A 14,879-nucleotide genomic window follows, 5' to 3' on the forward strand; every position below is an offset into this window, starting at 1 on the left:
CCGCCATGAGGCGGCGTTTTTGCCGATGAGGTCAGCCCGCGCTGGTCGCGAAGCAGACAAGGTTGCCGTCGGGATCCGTGACGATGAACGTGCGGGCCCCCCAGGGTTCGGTCCGCAATGTCTGATGGAACGGGGCCGTGGCCTTCTGATACTCCAGAAACAGAGCCTTGATGTTGTCGACGACGATCGTCGCCGCCAGCAGGTCATCGGTCGAATTGGCGGCGAGTGGAGGCTTGTCGACATGGCGCAGGTTGAGCCGTGCGCCATCGCGAATGATTTGGGCGTAGAAGGGCGGCTCGCCATATGTGAAGCGCGTCTCGAAGCCAAGCTTTTCCCGATAGAAATTACAGGCCGCTGCGATGTCACAGACAAAGAGCTGTGGCTCGGCAAAGGCGAGATGCGGTTTTGCGGCGTCTGTTGCTGCATGATCGGTCACGGTTTGAAGGCCTTCCTTCAGCGCCTGCCAGCTCTCGAAACCTGACTTCCTGGCGACGAGTTCCTGGGCATCGGTCAGCTTGAAGTCGTGATCGAGGATTTGGCTGTCGCTGAAATGGCGAAATCGCGGCAAGAGCCATCCAATCACAGCGGCGACGGGGTAATACCGCTCGCGGTGCCATTTGAGATAGAGCTTGGCCTGTTTCTTGTGGTGTTCGAGAGTCGGCATGGGCGCACTGTGGGGTTGAGGTGGCGTAGGCGGGCAATGCCCCTCCGGCCGGAAGCCGATGCGCCCTACAGCAGCACCGACAAGGTATTGCCGGGACGGCCGCGGGTCAAGGCGCGGTGCCGTGCAGCATGGCTCCCGTTGAAATGAACACCGCCGCGCCTATCTGCTTCTCATGAACCGAAGCGGCCCTTGCGGTTGACTTGGCCAAGACCTTCCGATTTACACCGAACCAGCAAAAATCCCGACAGCGCGGACCGTTTTCCCATGCTTGAAAAGACCTACGACGCAAAGACCGTCGAGCCGAAGATCGCCAAAGTGTGGGAAGAGGCCGACGCGTTTCGCGCCGGCGCCGGCGCCGAGGAGGGGGCCGAGGCCTTCACCATCGTCATCCCGCCGCCCAATGTCACCGGCTCGCTGCATATGGGCCATGCGCTGAACAACACGCTGCAGGACATATTGATCCGCTTCGAGCGCATGCGCGGCAAGAACGTGCTGTGGCAGCCGGGCATGGACCATGCCGGTATCGCCACGCAGATGGTGGTCGAGCGCCAGCTGATGGAAAGGCAGATCCATCGCCGCGACCTGACGCGTGAGGAATTCATCGAGAAGGTTTGGGAGTGGAAGGCCGAATCCGGCGGCGCCATCTTCAATCAGCTGAAGCGGCTCGGCGCCTCGGCCGACTGGTCCCGCGAACGCTTTACCATGGATGAAGGCTTGTCCAAGGCCGTGCTTGAAGTCTTCGTCACCCTCTACAAGGAAGGCCTGATATACAAGGACAAGCGCCTTGTGAACTGGGACCCGAAACTCTTGACCGCGATCTCCGACCTCGAGGTCGAGCAGCAGGAGGTCAACGGCAACCTCTGGCATTTCCGCTACCCGATCGAGGGCGAGACCTTCGACCCGGAAAATCCGAAGACCTTCATCACCGTGGCGACGACACGGCCCGAAACGATGCTGGGCGACACGGCCGTCGCGGTGCACCCGGACGACGAGCGGTACCGGCATCTGGTCGGCAGAAACGTTGTGCTGCCGATCGTCGGCAGAAAAATCCCCGTCGTGGCGGACGAATATTCCGATCCGGAAAAGGGTTCGGGCGCGGTCAAGATCACGCCAGCGCATGATTTCAACGACTTCGAGGTCGGCAAGCGTCACAAATTGCCGGCGATAAACATCCTGACCGTCGAAGCCGCCATCAAATTGAAGGACAATGAGGACTTCCTCGCCGGCCTCCAGGTCACGCCGGAACGCCAGGCTGTCTGGGCCGAGCTTGAAGGGCTCGACCGTTTCGTCGCGCGCAAGAAGATCGTCGAGCTGATGGAAGCCGGCGGCTTCCTCGACAAGGTCGAGCCGCATCGCCATGCCGTGCCGCATGGCGACCGCGGTGGTGTGCCGATCGAACCGTTCCTGACCGAGCAGTGGTATGCCAATGCCGCCGAACTCGCGAAGCCGGCCATTGCCTCTGTGCGCGAGGGCCGCACCAACTTCGTGCCGAAAAACTGGGAAAAAACCTATTTCGACTGGATGGAGAACATTCAGCCCTGGTGCATTTCGCGTCAGCTGTGGTGGGGTCACCAGATACCGGCGTGGTACGGGCCGGACGGACGCGTCTTCGTCGAGAAGTCGGAGGAAGAGGCGCTGAGTGCGGCTATCGAATACTATCTGGCGCTTGAAGGCCCGTGGAAGGCCTGGGTCGAGGACAAGTTGGAGAACTTCAAGCCCGGCGAGATCCTAACCCGCGACGAGGACGTGCTCGATACCTGGTTCTCCTCGGCACTTTGGCCGTTCTCAACTTTGGGCTGGCCGGACCAGACGCCTGAACTGAAGACGTATTACCAGACCGACGTGCTGGTGACCGGCTTCGACATCATCTTCTTCTGGGTTGCCCGCATGATGATGATGGGCCTGCACTTCATGGACGAGGAGCCGTTCCATACCGTCTATGTGCACGCGCTGGTTCGCGACAAGAACGGCGCCAAGATGTCGAAGTCGAAAGGTAACGTCATCGACCCGCTCGACCTCATCGACGAGTACGGCGCCGACGCGCTGCGTTTCACGCTGGCGGTGATGGCGGCACAGGGGCGCGACGTGAAGCTCGATCCGGCACGCATCGCCGGCTATCGCAATTTCGGCACCAAGCTGTGGAACGCAACGCGCTTCGCCGAGATGAACGAAGTCGCCCGCAATGACGATTTCTGGCTGAACGATGCCAAGCTGGCGGTGAACCGCTGGATCCTGACCGAACTGACACGCGCTGCGCGCGAGGTCACGGACGGCATCACCTCATACCGCTTCAACGAAGCGGCCGGGGCGGCCTACCGCTTCGTCTGGAACCTGTTTTGCGACTGGTATCTCGAGCTGCTGAAACCGGTGTTCATGGGCACGGACGAGGCGGCCAAGGCCGAAAGCCGCGCCTGCGTAGCCTTCGTGCTCGACGAGATCTACAAGCTTCTGCATCCGATGATGCCGTTCATGACGGAAGAGCTGTGGGCGCAGACGGCGGGCGAGGGCAAGGAGCGCGAGTCGCTGCTTTGCCACGCCGCCTGGCCGGCGCCGGATTTCGAGGACGCGGATGCCGCCGCCGACATCAACTGGCTGGTCGACCTCGTCTCTGGCATCCGCTCGGTGCGCTCGGAGATGAATGTGCCGCCGGCGGCCATCGCGCCGCTGGTCGTGGTCGGCGCCAACGATCTCACGCGTGAGCGGCTGGTTCGCGAGGACTCGGCGATCAAGCGGCTGGCGCGTGTCGGTGACATCTCGCTCGCCGATGCGGCGCCCAAGGGCGCGGCGCAGATCGTGCTCAACGAGGCGACGATCTGCCTGCCGCTTGGCAGCTTGATCGATCTCGCCGCCGAGGCCACGCGGCTGCAGAAGGAACTGGCCAAGGTCACAGAGGAAATCGCGCGCTTGCACAAGAAGCTGTCCAACGAACGGTTCGTTGCCAGCGCGCCGGCCGAGATTGTCGAGGCCGAGCGCGAAAAGCTCGCCGAATACCGCGATGCGCAGGACAAGCTTTCGGTGGCTTTGACCAGAGTTCGCGACGCCGGTTGAAGGACAGATTCGTGCAGGCCATGAGGGGTGTGCCCAAACGTCAGCTGCCTCGAAAACAGGCATTCCGCTACGTTAATTTTGACGTAAACGGAAACTTTGCGTCCATTGTTGCCATAATGTAACAATGGGGCCATAGCCCCCTTAAAAGTGGCTGTCTTTGAGCCTTTTGGGGCGAATTTTGGTTATTTTCTGTTCGGACAGGCACGCCTCGATCCGTTTTTCGGCCTTACGGTGCTTATCTGCATTTTGTCGAAAGTGCGTTCGCCGAGCATGTACATGTACGCCCGCTAATTCGTTGTTGCGCCGTTAACCTGAATTGGTTCTAGCTTGATGCACTCGAATTCGGGGAGGACATTCATGACCAATCTGCGACTGAAAGCGCTACTGGGGGCGGGGTGCTTTTCACTTGCTTTGATGGGCTCGGCGCACGCTGGCGGCTTTTCGCGCGGCACGGCTGATACCGATATTCTTTTTGAAGACGGCAATTTCAACATGCGCACCAGCGTGACCTATGTCGCGCCCACGCGAAAATATTCGGTGGACCAGCTCAATCCCAATTTGGTGGGCGTGAACTATTCCGACAGCTACGCTGTCCCTTCGGCCGCGGTAAAATTCAAGCTGTCGGACAACCTGTCTTGCGCAGGTACCTACACAGAGTCTTATGGTGGCGGAGCGACATGGCCCTCGCCGAGTGGGACTCTTGCCAAGCTGAGAGAAAATTTCACAATCTACGAAGGTGCTGTCACCTGCGGCATAAAATTCGATTTGAGCAAAGGTCGCATTTGGATACTCGGTGGCGTCTACCATGAGGATGTTGACTACAACCTTCTTGCGGTCGCAGGATTGCTTGATGTCGGTCTGAAAGACAGCAATGTGGGGTGGCGTGCAGGCGTTGCTTACGAGATCCCCGAGATCGCGTTACGCGCCCAGCTGATGTATCGCTCAGGTGTGTCCATCGACGCGTCCGGGTCGGCGGTCGCAAGTCCAGCTCTGATTCCATTCCCGGTCCCAGGGCCGGTCACGGTGGACGCGACGGGTGACACGAAGTTCCCGCAGTCGCTGGAGTTCAAGGCTCAGACCGGTGTCGCACCAGGCTGGTTGGTCTATGGCAGTGTGAAGTGGACTGACTGGTCGGTTACCAAGCAGCTCAATCTTCATATCCCGTCCTTGGGCATCGAGAACGGCAACGACTATTTCTGGCGCGATGGCTGGACCGTCACTGGCGGTGTTGGCCACAAGTTCAATGATCAGTTGTCCGGAACTGTGTTTGCTTCCTATGACCGGGGCGTAAGCACGGGTTGGGATTTGACCGGAGACACCTACACGATCGGTACCGGCGTTGCGCTTAAGGACAAGCTCGGTGGGGAGCTTCGATTTGGCGTTGCCGCCATCTATCTCGCATCGGTGTCCGAGACCCAGTACACGCCTTCTTTGCTCAATCGTACCGTTCAGGGCGATTGGGGCTACGCGCTGTCGGGTGGCTACAGCGTCAAGTGGTAAGTCCTTACACTGTCGACCAAAAAAGGCCGGGCAATGCCCGGCCTTTTTTGGGTTGGCCAGGTCTTTCCCGTGGACCACGTATTCCGTGGCAATACATTAGCTTGCGCGCAAATGTTGTCGTTGACGTAAACGGAAGTTTCTGCCGCGATGTTGCTATAATGTAACAGCAGACCGGCCGTCAGGACGCTATTTTTTGCGAAGATGTTGGCTGTTTTTTTGGGTTTTTCGAATTGGCGCACGCAGATTGGCTGTTTTTATGACGGTGAGGGCCTTAAGCGGCTCGACGGAGAAGGCACCAAGAAAAACATGTACATGTACACCCTCGAAATCGCTGTTGCACTACCAGCACAAAGCGGTCTTGCTTGGTTGTACTCGAATCCGGGGAGGAGATTCATGTTCGATGTGCGTCTGAAAGCGCTGCTGGGGGCGGGGTGCTTTTCGCTTGCTTTGATAGGCACGGTGATGGACACGGCGCATGCTGGTGGCCTGGAGCGCGGCGGCTACGACATCGACCTGTTGTTCGATCCGGGCCCCTTCGCTTCGGACGTCAGTGGAACCTATGTCATGCCGCAGCGCGATCTCAAGAACGCGACGGACACGTCCGGCGGCGGGCTAACGGGCAAGAGTACCGCCCGTAACGCCGAGGGCTACTGGGTGCCGTATGTCGGCGTCAAGGCAACGGTTGGCCATGGCGTTGACTGCATGCTTGACTATTCGCAGCCATGGGGTGCGAGTTCAAACCCCGGTATCTGGAACGGCTCCTATTCCAACATCAACACCCAGATCAAAAGCAACAACTATGCCGGCACGTGCTCCTACAAGATGGATGTCGGCAAGGGGCAGCTTCGCTTCATCGGCGGCGTTTTCTATCAGGAAGTCTACGGCTTCAAGGAGAGCTATGCGAACCCGGCCTTCGGCACCACAATCGGCCGTGTCGACCTGAGCAGCAGCGGCTGGGGCTGGCGCGTTGGCGTCGCCTACGAAATTCCTGATATCGCGCTGCGCGCCAGCCTCGTCTACAATTCGCAGGTGAAACTCGACAACATCGCGGGCACCTTGAATATTGTCGGCGATATATACGGCGCAACGCAGTCGATGCCGGATTCGCTGGAACTGAAATTGCAATCGGGCATCGCGCCCGGCTGGCTCGCATTCGGTTCAATCAAGTGGGTCAACTGGAGCCTGCTGCAAAGCATCCCGATCTGCCCGCAGGGGGTTCCGGCTTCCGTGTGCGTTACGGGTTCGGCGGCGGCCGTGACCTCGCTGGATCTGATGTATCGGGACGGCTGGACGGTCACCGGCGGCATCGGCCACCAATTCAACGAACAGTGGAGCGGCGCGGCCCAGATTTCATGGGACCGCGGGACCTCGCATGGCTATGGCGACCAGACCGATACCTGGACGATAGGTGGCGGCATCGCCTACACCCCCAAGCCCAACATCGAGTTGCGCCTGGCCGGCGCGATCGGCGTGCTGACCAGCGGCCACTCGGGTGTTGTGAACGGTGAGAACGGATTTCAAGCCGGTACGGACGTCAGCTACGACTTCGGGAACGATCTGGTCTCCGCGATTTCGGGCGGCCTCAAGATCAAGTTCTAAGCTTATGAAAATACTGGCAAAAGGCCGGGCATTGCCCGGCCTTCTTCGTTTGGGCGGGCATTGTTGGCGATGCCGCTATCCAAGCTGCGTTGCATATAAGCCGCACTGGGACTGCCTCGTGCAATTGTGACGTTTTGGCAACACTTTCTGAACAACCCCCGCGCTAAAAGTCAGGCCGGGGAAATTGCCTATTTCCCGCCATAAACCCGGCGCACCTCGAACCTGTCTCGGGACACGTGCCAAGAAGGCCCGGTGACGAGGCAGGCCGCACCGCCCGCGGCAAGGATGAGAATGGACGCCAAGGTCATTTCAAAGGCTAAGCTCCCTAGCCGCTATGTGACTGTCGGTCCGGCGCGCGCGCCGCACCGGTCCTATCTCTATGCCATGGGGCTTTCCGCCGCCGAGATCGCACAGCCGCTGGTCGGCGTAGCCTCGTGCTGGAACGAAGCCGCCCCCTGCAACATCTCGCTGATGCGCCAGGCGCAGGTGGTCAAGAAGGGTGTGGCGGCCGCCAACGGCACGCCGCGCGAATTCTGCACCATAACTGTCACCGACGGCATCGCCATGGGCCACCAGGGCATGAAGTCTTCGCTGGTGTCGCGCGAGGTCATCGCCGATTCGGTCGAACTCACCATGCGCGGCCATTGCTATGATGCGCTGGTCGGCCTCGCCGGCTGCGACAAGTCGCTGCCAGGCATGATGATGGCCATGGTGCGGCTCAACGTGCCATCGATCTTCATCTATGGCGGTTCGATCCTGCCCGGCAGCTATCGCGGCCGCCAGATCACCGTGCAGGATGTGTTCGAGGCTGTCGGCCAGCATTCGGTCGGCACGATCGGTGATGCCGAACTGCTCGAGATCGAGCAGGCCGCCTGTCCCTCGGCCGGCTCCTGCGGTGCCCAGTTCACCGCCAACACCATGGCTACCGTTGCCGAGGCGATCGGCCTGGCGCTGCCTTATTCCTGCGGCGCGCCGGCCCCCTACGAGATGCGTGACCGTTTCAATTTCGCCTCCGGCGAAAAGATCATGGAACTGATCGCCAAGAACATCCGGCCGCGCGACATCGTCACGCTGAAGGCACTGGAGAATGCGGCGACCGTGGTTTCGGCCACCGGCGGCTCGACCAACGCAGCGCTGCATCTGCCTGCGATCGCGCATGAGGCGGGCATCAAGTTCGATCTGTTCGACGTGGCGAAAATCTTCGAGAAGACGCCTTATATCGCCGATCTCAAGCCCGGCGGAAAATATGTCGCCAAGGACATGTTCGAGGCCGGCGGCATTCCGCTGTTGATGAAGACGCTGCTCGATCACGGCTATCTTCATGGCGATTGCCTGACGGTCACTGGCCGTACTTTGGCCGAAAATATGGAGCACGTTGCCTGGAATGAACACCAGGATGTGGTCCGCCCGGCCAACAGACCAATTACCCAAACCGGCGGTGTCGTGGGGTTGAAGGGAAACCTTGCCCCCGAAGGCGCGATCGTGAAGGTCGCGGGCATGGCGGAGTTGAAATTCTCCGGCCCGGCGCGCTGCTTCGATTCGGAAGAGGAATGTTTCGAGGCGGTGACGCATCGCAACTACAGGGAAGGCGAGGTTCTCGTCATTCGTTACGAAGGGCCGCGCGGCGGCCCGGGCATGCGTGAGATGCTGTCGACGACGGCGGCGCTCTACGGCCAGGGCATGGGTGGCAAGGTGGCGCTGATCACCGACGGCCGCTTCTCGGGCGCGACGCGCGGCTTCTGCATCGGCCATGTCGGGCCGGAAGCGGCGGTTGGCGGTCCGATCGGTCTTATCCTGGATGGCGACGTGATTTCGATCGATGCCGTGAACGGTACGATCGAGGTGGCGCTGACCGACGCCGAACTGGCGGCGCGGGCAAAGACATGGAAGGCGCGCACGACCGACTACCAGTCGGGCGCGATATGGAAATACGCACAGACGGTCGGGTCTGCCCGGGATGGTGCGGTCACCCATCCGGGCGGTGCGAAAGAAACACACTGTTATGCGGATATCTGAGTTGTTGAAGTCAACACCAGAGTTGTTGAGGTCATCTGTCCTTCCGGCACTGGTCGCTGTTGCGATCTTTGGGGCCGTGGGCCAGGCTTTGGCCTTCGACGACAAGGTGTTCGACGACAAGACCGGCGTGAAGCCGCAGTCCAGTCCCTGGGCGGTGTTCCAGTTCGGCTTCTCCGCCTACAAGAACGGCCACAAGGAACAGGCCGCCGAGGCCTATAAATACGCCGCCGAAAATGGCCAGATCGGCGCCACCTGGAAGCTTGCCCGCATGTATGCCGAGGGCGATGGCGTGGCCCGCGACGACTATGAGGCGTTCAAGTTCTTCTCGGAAATCGTCGACCAGGATGTCGAGCCCGGTTCTCCGGAAGAAAGCTACGTCTCGGACGCGCTGGTGGCGCTCGGCGACTATCTGCGCAAGGGCATTCCCGGCAGTCCGGTCACCGAGAACGAGGTGGCGGCCCAGGAATATTACATGCGCGCCGCCGCCAACTATCGCAACCCGAACGCCCAGTTCGAGATGGGGCAGATGTTCCTGAAAGGCGAGGGCGGCGTGAAGGCCAGCGTCAAGCAGGCCGGGCGCTGGTTCCAGCTCGCCGCCGAGAAGGGCCATGCCGGCGCGCAGGCGACGCTCGGCCATCTCCTGTTCCAGAGCGGCAAGATCGTTCGCGGCCTGGCGATGATGACCGCGGCGCTCGAACGCGCGTCGCCGGCCGACCAGCCCTGGATCCGAGGCATGCAGGAAGAGGCTTTCGCCGCGGCCGGCGAAGCCGACCGGCGCACGGCGATTTCGCTGGCGGATGACATCCTTACCAAGGGCACCACCAACGCCGACCAATAGCGGCTGACCGCGTCTTGGCTCGAGGTAGCGACCTTTCGCGCCCTCCGTTCACGTTGGCGAACTCCCTGACATCACAAATGATTGGAACGCGTGAGGTTCGATCACGTTATGTGACATCGAGTTCTCAATGGTGTCCTCATGGTCATGTTCAGCGATCCGCAACTTCGAGAGGTGGCAGAAGGAAATGGCATGACGACCGATCAGAAGGTGCTGTTTCTGGTGCAATCCGGACACCTGGGTCCTACTCTTCTTCCCGGTAAGCTGTCGAGCACCGTTGCGGCACGCCCACACCCTATTCTCCTGATCCTTGCTTCGATTCTTTCGTCGGTAAGATGGCGATTGCGTTCGATGCGACAAAGGCCGGGTCGCGGCTTTTAAAGCGCGTCGCCCTGAAGCCGATTCAGGCGACGCGCCTTAAAGTCTTTGTTTTGGTTCATGTCGTCGTCCCAGAACCGCTGCACACTTCTGGGCGACATGCATCAGGCCCGCGAACGGTAACGATTGCCGCACTCCCAGCAGCGATCAGAACCTGAGGATTGGCTGTATCAACTGGCCCAAAAAGCTTTGAAGCCTGATGCTTCCTTGAAGCGCGACTATGCAGACGCAGGGCACGTCACTGCAAATGCGTGGCTTGTGGTCGACGGTTTCGTCCGCCTCGTCGAAGTCGCCAGGACCGTAACGGCCGAATTGGTGTTCAAAAGCGCCCTCCAGAACACACGTCCATTCGTCACCGGTATGCTTGTGGTGCGGAAGCGTGATTCCGGGTGCCGCCTTCAGCATGAAGACCTTGATATCGGAATCGCCGGCGACGGAGACGGCGCGTTGCTGCAGACCGGGCCACACCCGGCGCCATGGACCGAGCTTATGACGGTCGAGCAGCTGCTCGGATGCGATCTCCGCGCCCTGGGCGCTCGTACCGATCGATCCCAGCGCCGCCTGGAGCGCGCCGGGCCTCATCGACACTGGCAATGCCTGCTCAAGGAGCGCTCCACCGATCGCTTCATATTGATCGACCGCGTGGCCACAGGCGGCGCACAAGGATCGATGGATCGAGACGACCAGGCTACGCGCTTCATCAAGCGTGCCGGAGGCGAAGGCGGCCAGAGTCTCGTCGCTCGGATGGTGGGTAATGTCGTTCGTCATCTCAGCTCACCAAGCTTCCCTCTCAATCGATGCAGAGCCAGCCTCATCCGCGACTTTACGGTGCCGAGCGGTATCCCAAGCAGTTTGGCGATCTCGGCATGCGCCAGGCCGTCGAAAAACGACAATCGGACAACGCGCAATTGGTCGCTGGGCAGCGTTGCGATCGAGGTCCTGACCAGGTCTTCGCGCTCGGCCGCGAGAAGCTGCCCTTCTGGCTCGTCTGGATCTGCCTCTTCCTGAACGGCTTCGTCTTCCAACCATTTGGCGGCTCGAAGGTCACGACGGCCGAGATCGATGCCTACATTGCGCGCGATGGCATAGACCCAGCTCGATGCCGTAGCGCGTCCGGGGTCGAACTGGCTGGCATTTCGCCAGAGCCTGAGCAGGGTTTCCTGCGCGAGGTCTTCCGCACGGTCGGGGCTTGCGCCGCGTCGGATCATCATGGATTTCACGCGTGGCGCGTAGTGCTCGAATAGGCTCACGAAAGCATCCCGATCCTGGGTTGCCGCAACGCGAGTGATTAACCAGGCTGGATCGAATTCAACCATCGCCTTGCAGTATACGCTCAAACTTGCTCCGGCTGACCAGGCAGCTCTTTGGGTCGTTGGTCTTTTTACGAACTGCGCGCGGGTTCGGATCACATTCCCAGGCAAAATGATTTTTGTTCGTTTGATCGGCAGTGATCCAATTCGGGTCTTGAGCCGTAACCAGAACAAACCAATCGCTTCGCAAGCGACCAGCAGTCAGGAGCCCGCGTGAGATGCCTAAGATCTCGCTGATAATCGGCAGCGCGCCCGACGCGGTCAGGGCCAGGGACTGGGATCGCTCGGCATTCACCGACATCGTCGCCATAAACAACGCCTGGGCCGTGCGGCCCGATTGGGACTATCTGATCCACCCAGACGATTTTCCCGAGGGACGGTTGCCGGATAGCCCGAGCCCGCGGTTTGCATCGATCATAACATCCGCCGAGTTCGTGCCCGCGCAGAACCTGTTCGGTGGATTCGTCTACGCCGGCGGGACAATGGCATTTACCGCGGGCTACTGGGCGCTGAAGGCGCTGAAGCCCGACATCATAGCCTTTTTAGGCTGCGATATGGTGTATCCCGCGAACGCGCCTACGCACTTCTACGGGGTTGGCACGGCAGATCCGCTGAGGAACGACGTAACTCTGAGGGATCTGAAGGCGAAGTCGGCAAGGCTGTTCGCCCAAGCCCTGCGTCACGGAACGCTGTGCCTCAACCTGTCTGAGCTTCCCGTAACGCGTCTTGCCCTACCGCGCGTGACGCTGCCTTTAATCGAGCGGCTTACCTCCGCCCGCATCAAAGCCATCAGGGCGAAGTTCAGATCGGCGATCGACGATACGTCGATGGAGAACGCCATCAGGCTCGAAAGTGAGCTTGGCTATTTTGTCCAAAATGGGCGGTATTGGGAAAGTATCTCGGACTTCGATGGAGTCTCTCTCTCTAAAATCGACGGTCACTGGAGATCTTCTGTAAGGAACATTCCCAACTCGGCATTTCCAAGCGATTTTTGCGGCGCGCGCGGATCCAAGGTTGTTTCACCTCCGGTCGAGATCGAGCGATTCCCGTGATGAATCGTGATGACATATCAAGGCTGATCCTGCGGACAAGCATGCAAGACCGGGCCGCGTTCGATCTTCTCTATCGGCATACGAGCGGGAAGCTATTCGGAATTTGCTTGGGCATACTTGGTCATCGGTGCGAAGCGGAGGAGGCGCTGCAGGAGGTTTACGTCAAGATCTGGTCCAAAGCAGACCGCTTCGTGATTTCGGAACTCAGTCCCATTTCATGGCTTGCGGCAATCGCTCGCAACCATGCGATAGATCGGGTCCGGTCGCGCCGGCCAGCTACCGCCGACCTCGCTGCCGCGGACGATGTCGCCGATCCGACCCCTTTGGCCGAAGCTTTGCTAATCGCAGCCGACGATACGAAGCGCGTGCATCGATGCATCGATGCACTGGGAAGGGAAAAGGCGGAAGCCGTGCGAGGCGCTTACATCGAGGGCCTCTCTTACGCGCAATTGGCCGAGCGTCATGACGTGCCGATAAACACGATGCGGACTTGGCTTCGTCGCGGGCTGATAAATATCAGAGCCAATTTTGGCAAATAAAATGCCGCACGGTTGCGCAAGCGGCTGCGCCTGAATTGTGAAATTAGCGATGGCCGATAATGGATAAACCTGCGGTTGAATTTTATGTGGATATCTATCTATGGTTGAGTGGTTGTCTCGACGCGTGATTTCTCCGGGAGTAGCAAATGACTGACATGCCTACGCTCGCCGCGACGCTTCGAGCCACCAGCGAAACGTTGAAAACCGTTCGAAACATGGTTGTGCAATCCGGTCATCTTCATGAGATGTTGGACATAGACACGTTGGTCAACGTCGCCCAGGTCGAGGCCGAACGGCGGGCGGTGATCATGGAAGTCACCAGCAGCCGACGCCAGATCAGCCCGCGAGACGATAGGGTTCCGTGAGGCGCGCCTCCGCCGCAATTCTGAGCGCCGTTTCGCCTGTCATGCCGGACTGGAACAAGCGCACCAAATCCGCGGCTAGGTCGAGAGCGGCTTCGGGATCCGGCAAAATCTGGTAACGGTCACACACAGCCTCAAACACGGCGCAAAGACGGTCGATATCCTCGGGATACAGAATTTGGCTGCTGTCTTGTCCAAACATCTCTACGCTCCGGTAAGGGCGAGAGTGCGATGGTCGCTCCCAAGCAGCGGAGCCCATTTAACTGGCCGCTGACTGGCGCACCTTGTACCGATCCGAGGTCTGCGTCTTTAACATAAGACATAACGATGAAAATAGTCGGCGGCGAGGTCGATAGCCTGATGAGAAAATCAGTTCTCGGTCGGTTCGGTCGGCACCATGCTTGGCGCGGGCGTCGAGATCGGCGTGACATGCAGATGCGGCGCCATCTTGTTTTCGGGGCAGCTGTCGCCGACCTTGGTCCATGACGTGTTGTTGAGCACCATGTCGCAGCGCGCCAGATGGCTCTGGTCGCCAACAGTCAGGCAGGCGACCTGACCGACCGGATAGGATTTTCCATTGGCGAGACATTCCGGAGCGGCGAAGGCCGGCGGCATGACGACCGTGGCGAATGCCAGGCCGATCGGACAAGCAACAAATCGAATAGTCATGGGAACCCCGGCCGCCATGATGATTTTCGATCATGAGCCTGATTTGTGGCGACACAACGTCGTCGTGGCGAAACAAAGCCCGGCGATTCGACGGCGGAAGGGGCCGGTCAGGCTGGCTGCAGCGCGAGATCGATCGCCACCGGCACGTGATCGGATGGCTTTTCCCAGGCGCGCACATGCTTTTCGATCGAGGCCGACGAGAATCGGTTGGCGGCTTCCGGCGACAGCAGCAGATGGTCGATGCGGATGCCGTTGTTCTTCTGCCAGGCGCCGGCCTGATAGTCCCAGAAGGTGTAGGTGTCGGGCGCATCGGTCACCGCGCGCACCGCTTCGGTGAAGCCGAGATTGAGAAGCCGCCGGAAGGCCTGCCGCGTCTGCGGTTGGAACAGCGCGTCGCCCAGCCAGTTCTCCGGAAAGCGCGCATCGATCGGCTCGGGAATGACGTTGTAGTCGCCGGCCAGCACCAGTGCCTCTTCGAGCCTCAGCCGTTCCTCGGCCCAGCGTTCCAGCCGGGCCATCCAGGACAGCTTGTAAGGAAACTTCTTGTCGTCATCGATCGGATTGCCATTCGGCAGATAGAGGGAGGCGACGCGCAGCGCGCCCTTGTCGGTCGAGAACACGCCTTCAATGAAACGCGCCTGTTCGTCGGTGTCGTCGCCCGGCAGGCCGCGGTTCACTTCATCAAAGCGCAGCTTCGACAGGATGGCGACGCCATTAAAACCCTTCTGGCCATGGGTTTCCACATTGTAGCCCAACGCCTCGATCTCGGCGCGCGGGAACTGCTCATCGACCGTCTTGATCTCCTGCAGGCAGACGATGTCGGGCGCGCTTTCGGTCAGCCAGTGGGTGAGGTTGCCGATGCGGGCGCGGACGCCGTTGATGTTCCAGGTGACGATTTTCATGACGG

The 14,879-nt window shown here is 60.1% G+C and carries 13 protein-coding genes; 7 read left to right on the top strand and 6 right to left on the bottom strand.

Features of this window, described 5'->3' with window-relative positions:
- Nucleotides 1-31 precede the first annotated feature (31 nt).
- Complete coding sequence (locus tag EB815_RS20180) at nucleotides 32-664, bottom strand: bleomycin resistance protein (RefSeq protein WP_056572407.1); 633 nt, start codon at nucleotides 662-664, stop codon at nucleotides 32-34.
- 264 nt (nucleotides 665-928) lie between these two features.
- On the opposite strand from EB815_RS20180, the gene EB815_RS20185 reads away from it, so the two are divergent.
- The 5 genes from EB815_RS20185 to EB815_RS20205 all read left to right on the top strand — a co-directional run bounded on the left by EB815_RS20185 (nucleotide 929) and on the right by EB815_RS20205 (nucleotide 9,665).
- Complete coding sequence (locus EB815_RS20185) at nucleotides 929-3,712, top strand: valine--tRNA ligase (RefSeq protein ID WP_056572405.1); 2,784 nt, start codon at nucleotides 929-931, stop codon at nucleotides 3,710-3,712.
- A gap of 357 nt (nucleotides 3,713-4,069) precedes the next feature.
- The gene (locus EB815_RS20190) at nucleotides 4,070-5,212 is read left to right on the top strand and encodes an OmpP1/FadL family transporter (protein WP_056572403.1); all 1,143 of its coding nucleotides are present in this window, start codon (nucleotides 4,070-4,072) and stop codon (nucleotides 5,210-5,212) included.
- A 393-nt stretch (nucleotides 5,213-5,605) separates the two neighbouring features.
- Entirely contained in the window at nucleotides 5,606-6,811 is a 1,206-nt protein-coding gene (locus EB815_RS20195; protein ID WP_056572401.1) for an OmpP1/FadL family transporter, read from the top strand.
- A gap of 291 nt (nucleotides 6,812-7,102) precedes the next feature.
- Nucleotides 7,103-8,827: a dihydroxy-acid dehydratase gene (gene ilvD / locus EB815_RS20200; RefSeq protein ID WP_056572399.1), complete on the top strand. Its 1,725-nt coding sequence runs from the start codon at nucleotides 7,103-7,105 to the stop codon at nucleotides 8,825-8,827.
- Nucleotides 8,814-9,665 carry a tetratricopeptide repeat protein gene (locus EB815_RS20205; RefSeq protein ID WP_056572397.1) on the top strand — a complete coding sequence of 284 codons (852 nt, stop codon included), beginning with the start codon at nucleotides 8,814-8,816 and terminating at the stop codon, nucleotides 9,663-9,665. The genes ilvD and EB815_RS20205 overlap by 14 nt, the downstream gene beginning before the upstream one ends.
- Before the next feature lie 522 nt (nucleotides 9,666-10,187).
- Here EB815_RS20205 and EB815_RS20210 read toward each other — a convergent pair.
- Complete coding sequence (locus tag EB815_RS20210; protein ID WP_056572395.1) at nucleotides 10,188-10,808, bottom strand: ChrR family anti-sigma-E factor; 621 nt, start codon at nucleotides 10,806-10,808, stop codon at nucleotides 10,188-10,190.
- Nucleotides 10,805-11,356 (bottom strand): sigma-70 family RNA polymerase sigma factor, encoded by a 552-nt coding sequence (locus EB815_RS20215; RefSeq protein ID WP_056572393.1) that lies wholly within the window; start codon nucleotides 11,354-11,356, stop codon nucleotides 10,805-10,807. The genes EB815_RS20210 and EB815_RS20215 overlap by 4 nt, the downstream gene beginning before the upstream one ends.
- Nucleotides 11,357-11,568: 212 nt before the next feature.
- On the opposite strand from EB815_RS20215, the gene EB815_RS20220 reads away from it, so the two are divergent.
- Both EB815_RS20220 and EB815_RS20225 read left to right on the top strand, forming a co-directional pair.
- Nucleotides 11,569-12,402 (top strand): hypothetical protein, encoded by an 834-nt coding sequence (locus tag EB815_RS20220; RefSeq protein WP_056572391.1) that lies wholly within the window; start codon nucleotides 11,569-11,571, stop codon nucleotides 12,400-12,402.
- Nucleotides 12,402-12,941, top strand: coding sequence for a sigma-70 family RNA polymerase sigma factor (locus EB815_RS20225; RefSeq protein WP_056572389.1), 540 nt, complete (start codon nucleotides 12,402-12,404; stop codon nucleotides 12,939-12,941). Before EB815_RS20220 ends, EB815_RS20225 begins: the two co-directional genes overlap by 1 nt.
- A gap of 336 nt (nucleotides 12,942-13,277) precedes the next feature.
- On the opposite strand, the gene EB815_RS20230 is transcribed toward EB815_RS20225, so the two are convergent.
- The 3 genes from EB815_RS20230 to xth all read right to left on the bottom strand — a co-directional run bounded on the left by EB815_RS20230 (nucleotide 13,278) and on the right by xth (nucleotide 14,874).
- Entirely contained in the window at nucleotides 13,278-13,505 is a 228-nt protein-coding gene (locus tag EB815_RS20230) for a hypothetical protein (RefSeq protein WP_056572385.1), read from the bottom strand.
- A gap of 167 nt (nucleotides 13,506-13,672) precedes the next feature.
- Nucleotides 13,673-13,990: a hypothetical protein gene (locus EB815_RS20235; RefSeq protein WP_056572382.1), complete on the bottom strand. Its 318-nt coding sequence runs from the start codon at nucleotides 13,988-13,990 to the stop codon at nucleotides 13,673-13,675.
- An 89-nt stretch (nucleotides 13,991-14,079) separates the two neighbouring features.
- On the bottom strand, nucleotides 14,080-14,874 hold the full coding sequence (xth, locus tag EB815_RS20240) for an exodeoxyribonuclease III (protein ID WP_056572380.1): 795 nt from the start codon (nucleotides 14,872-14,874) through the stop codon (nucleotides 14,080-14,082).
- Nucleotides 14,875-14,879 lie beyond the last annotated feature (5 nt).

This window comes from Mesorhizobium loti, assembly GCF_013170705.1.
GTDB lineage: Bacteria > Pseudomonadota > Alphaproteobacteria > Rhizobiales > Rhizobiaceae > Mesorhizobium > Mesorhizobium loti_D.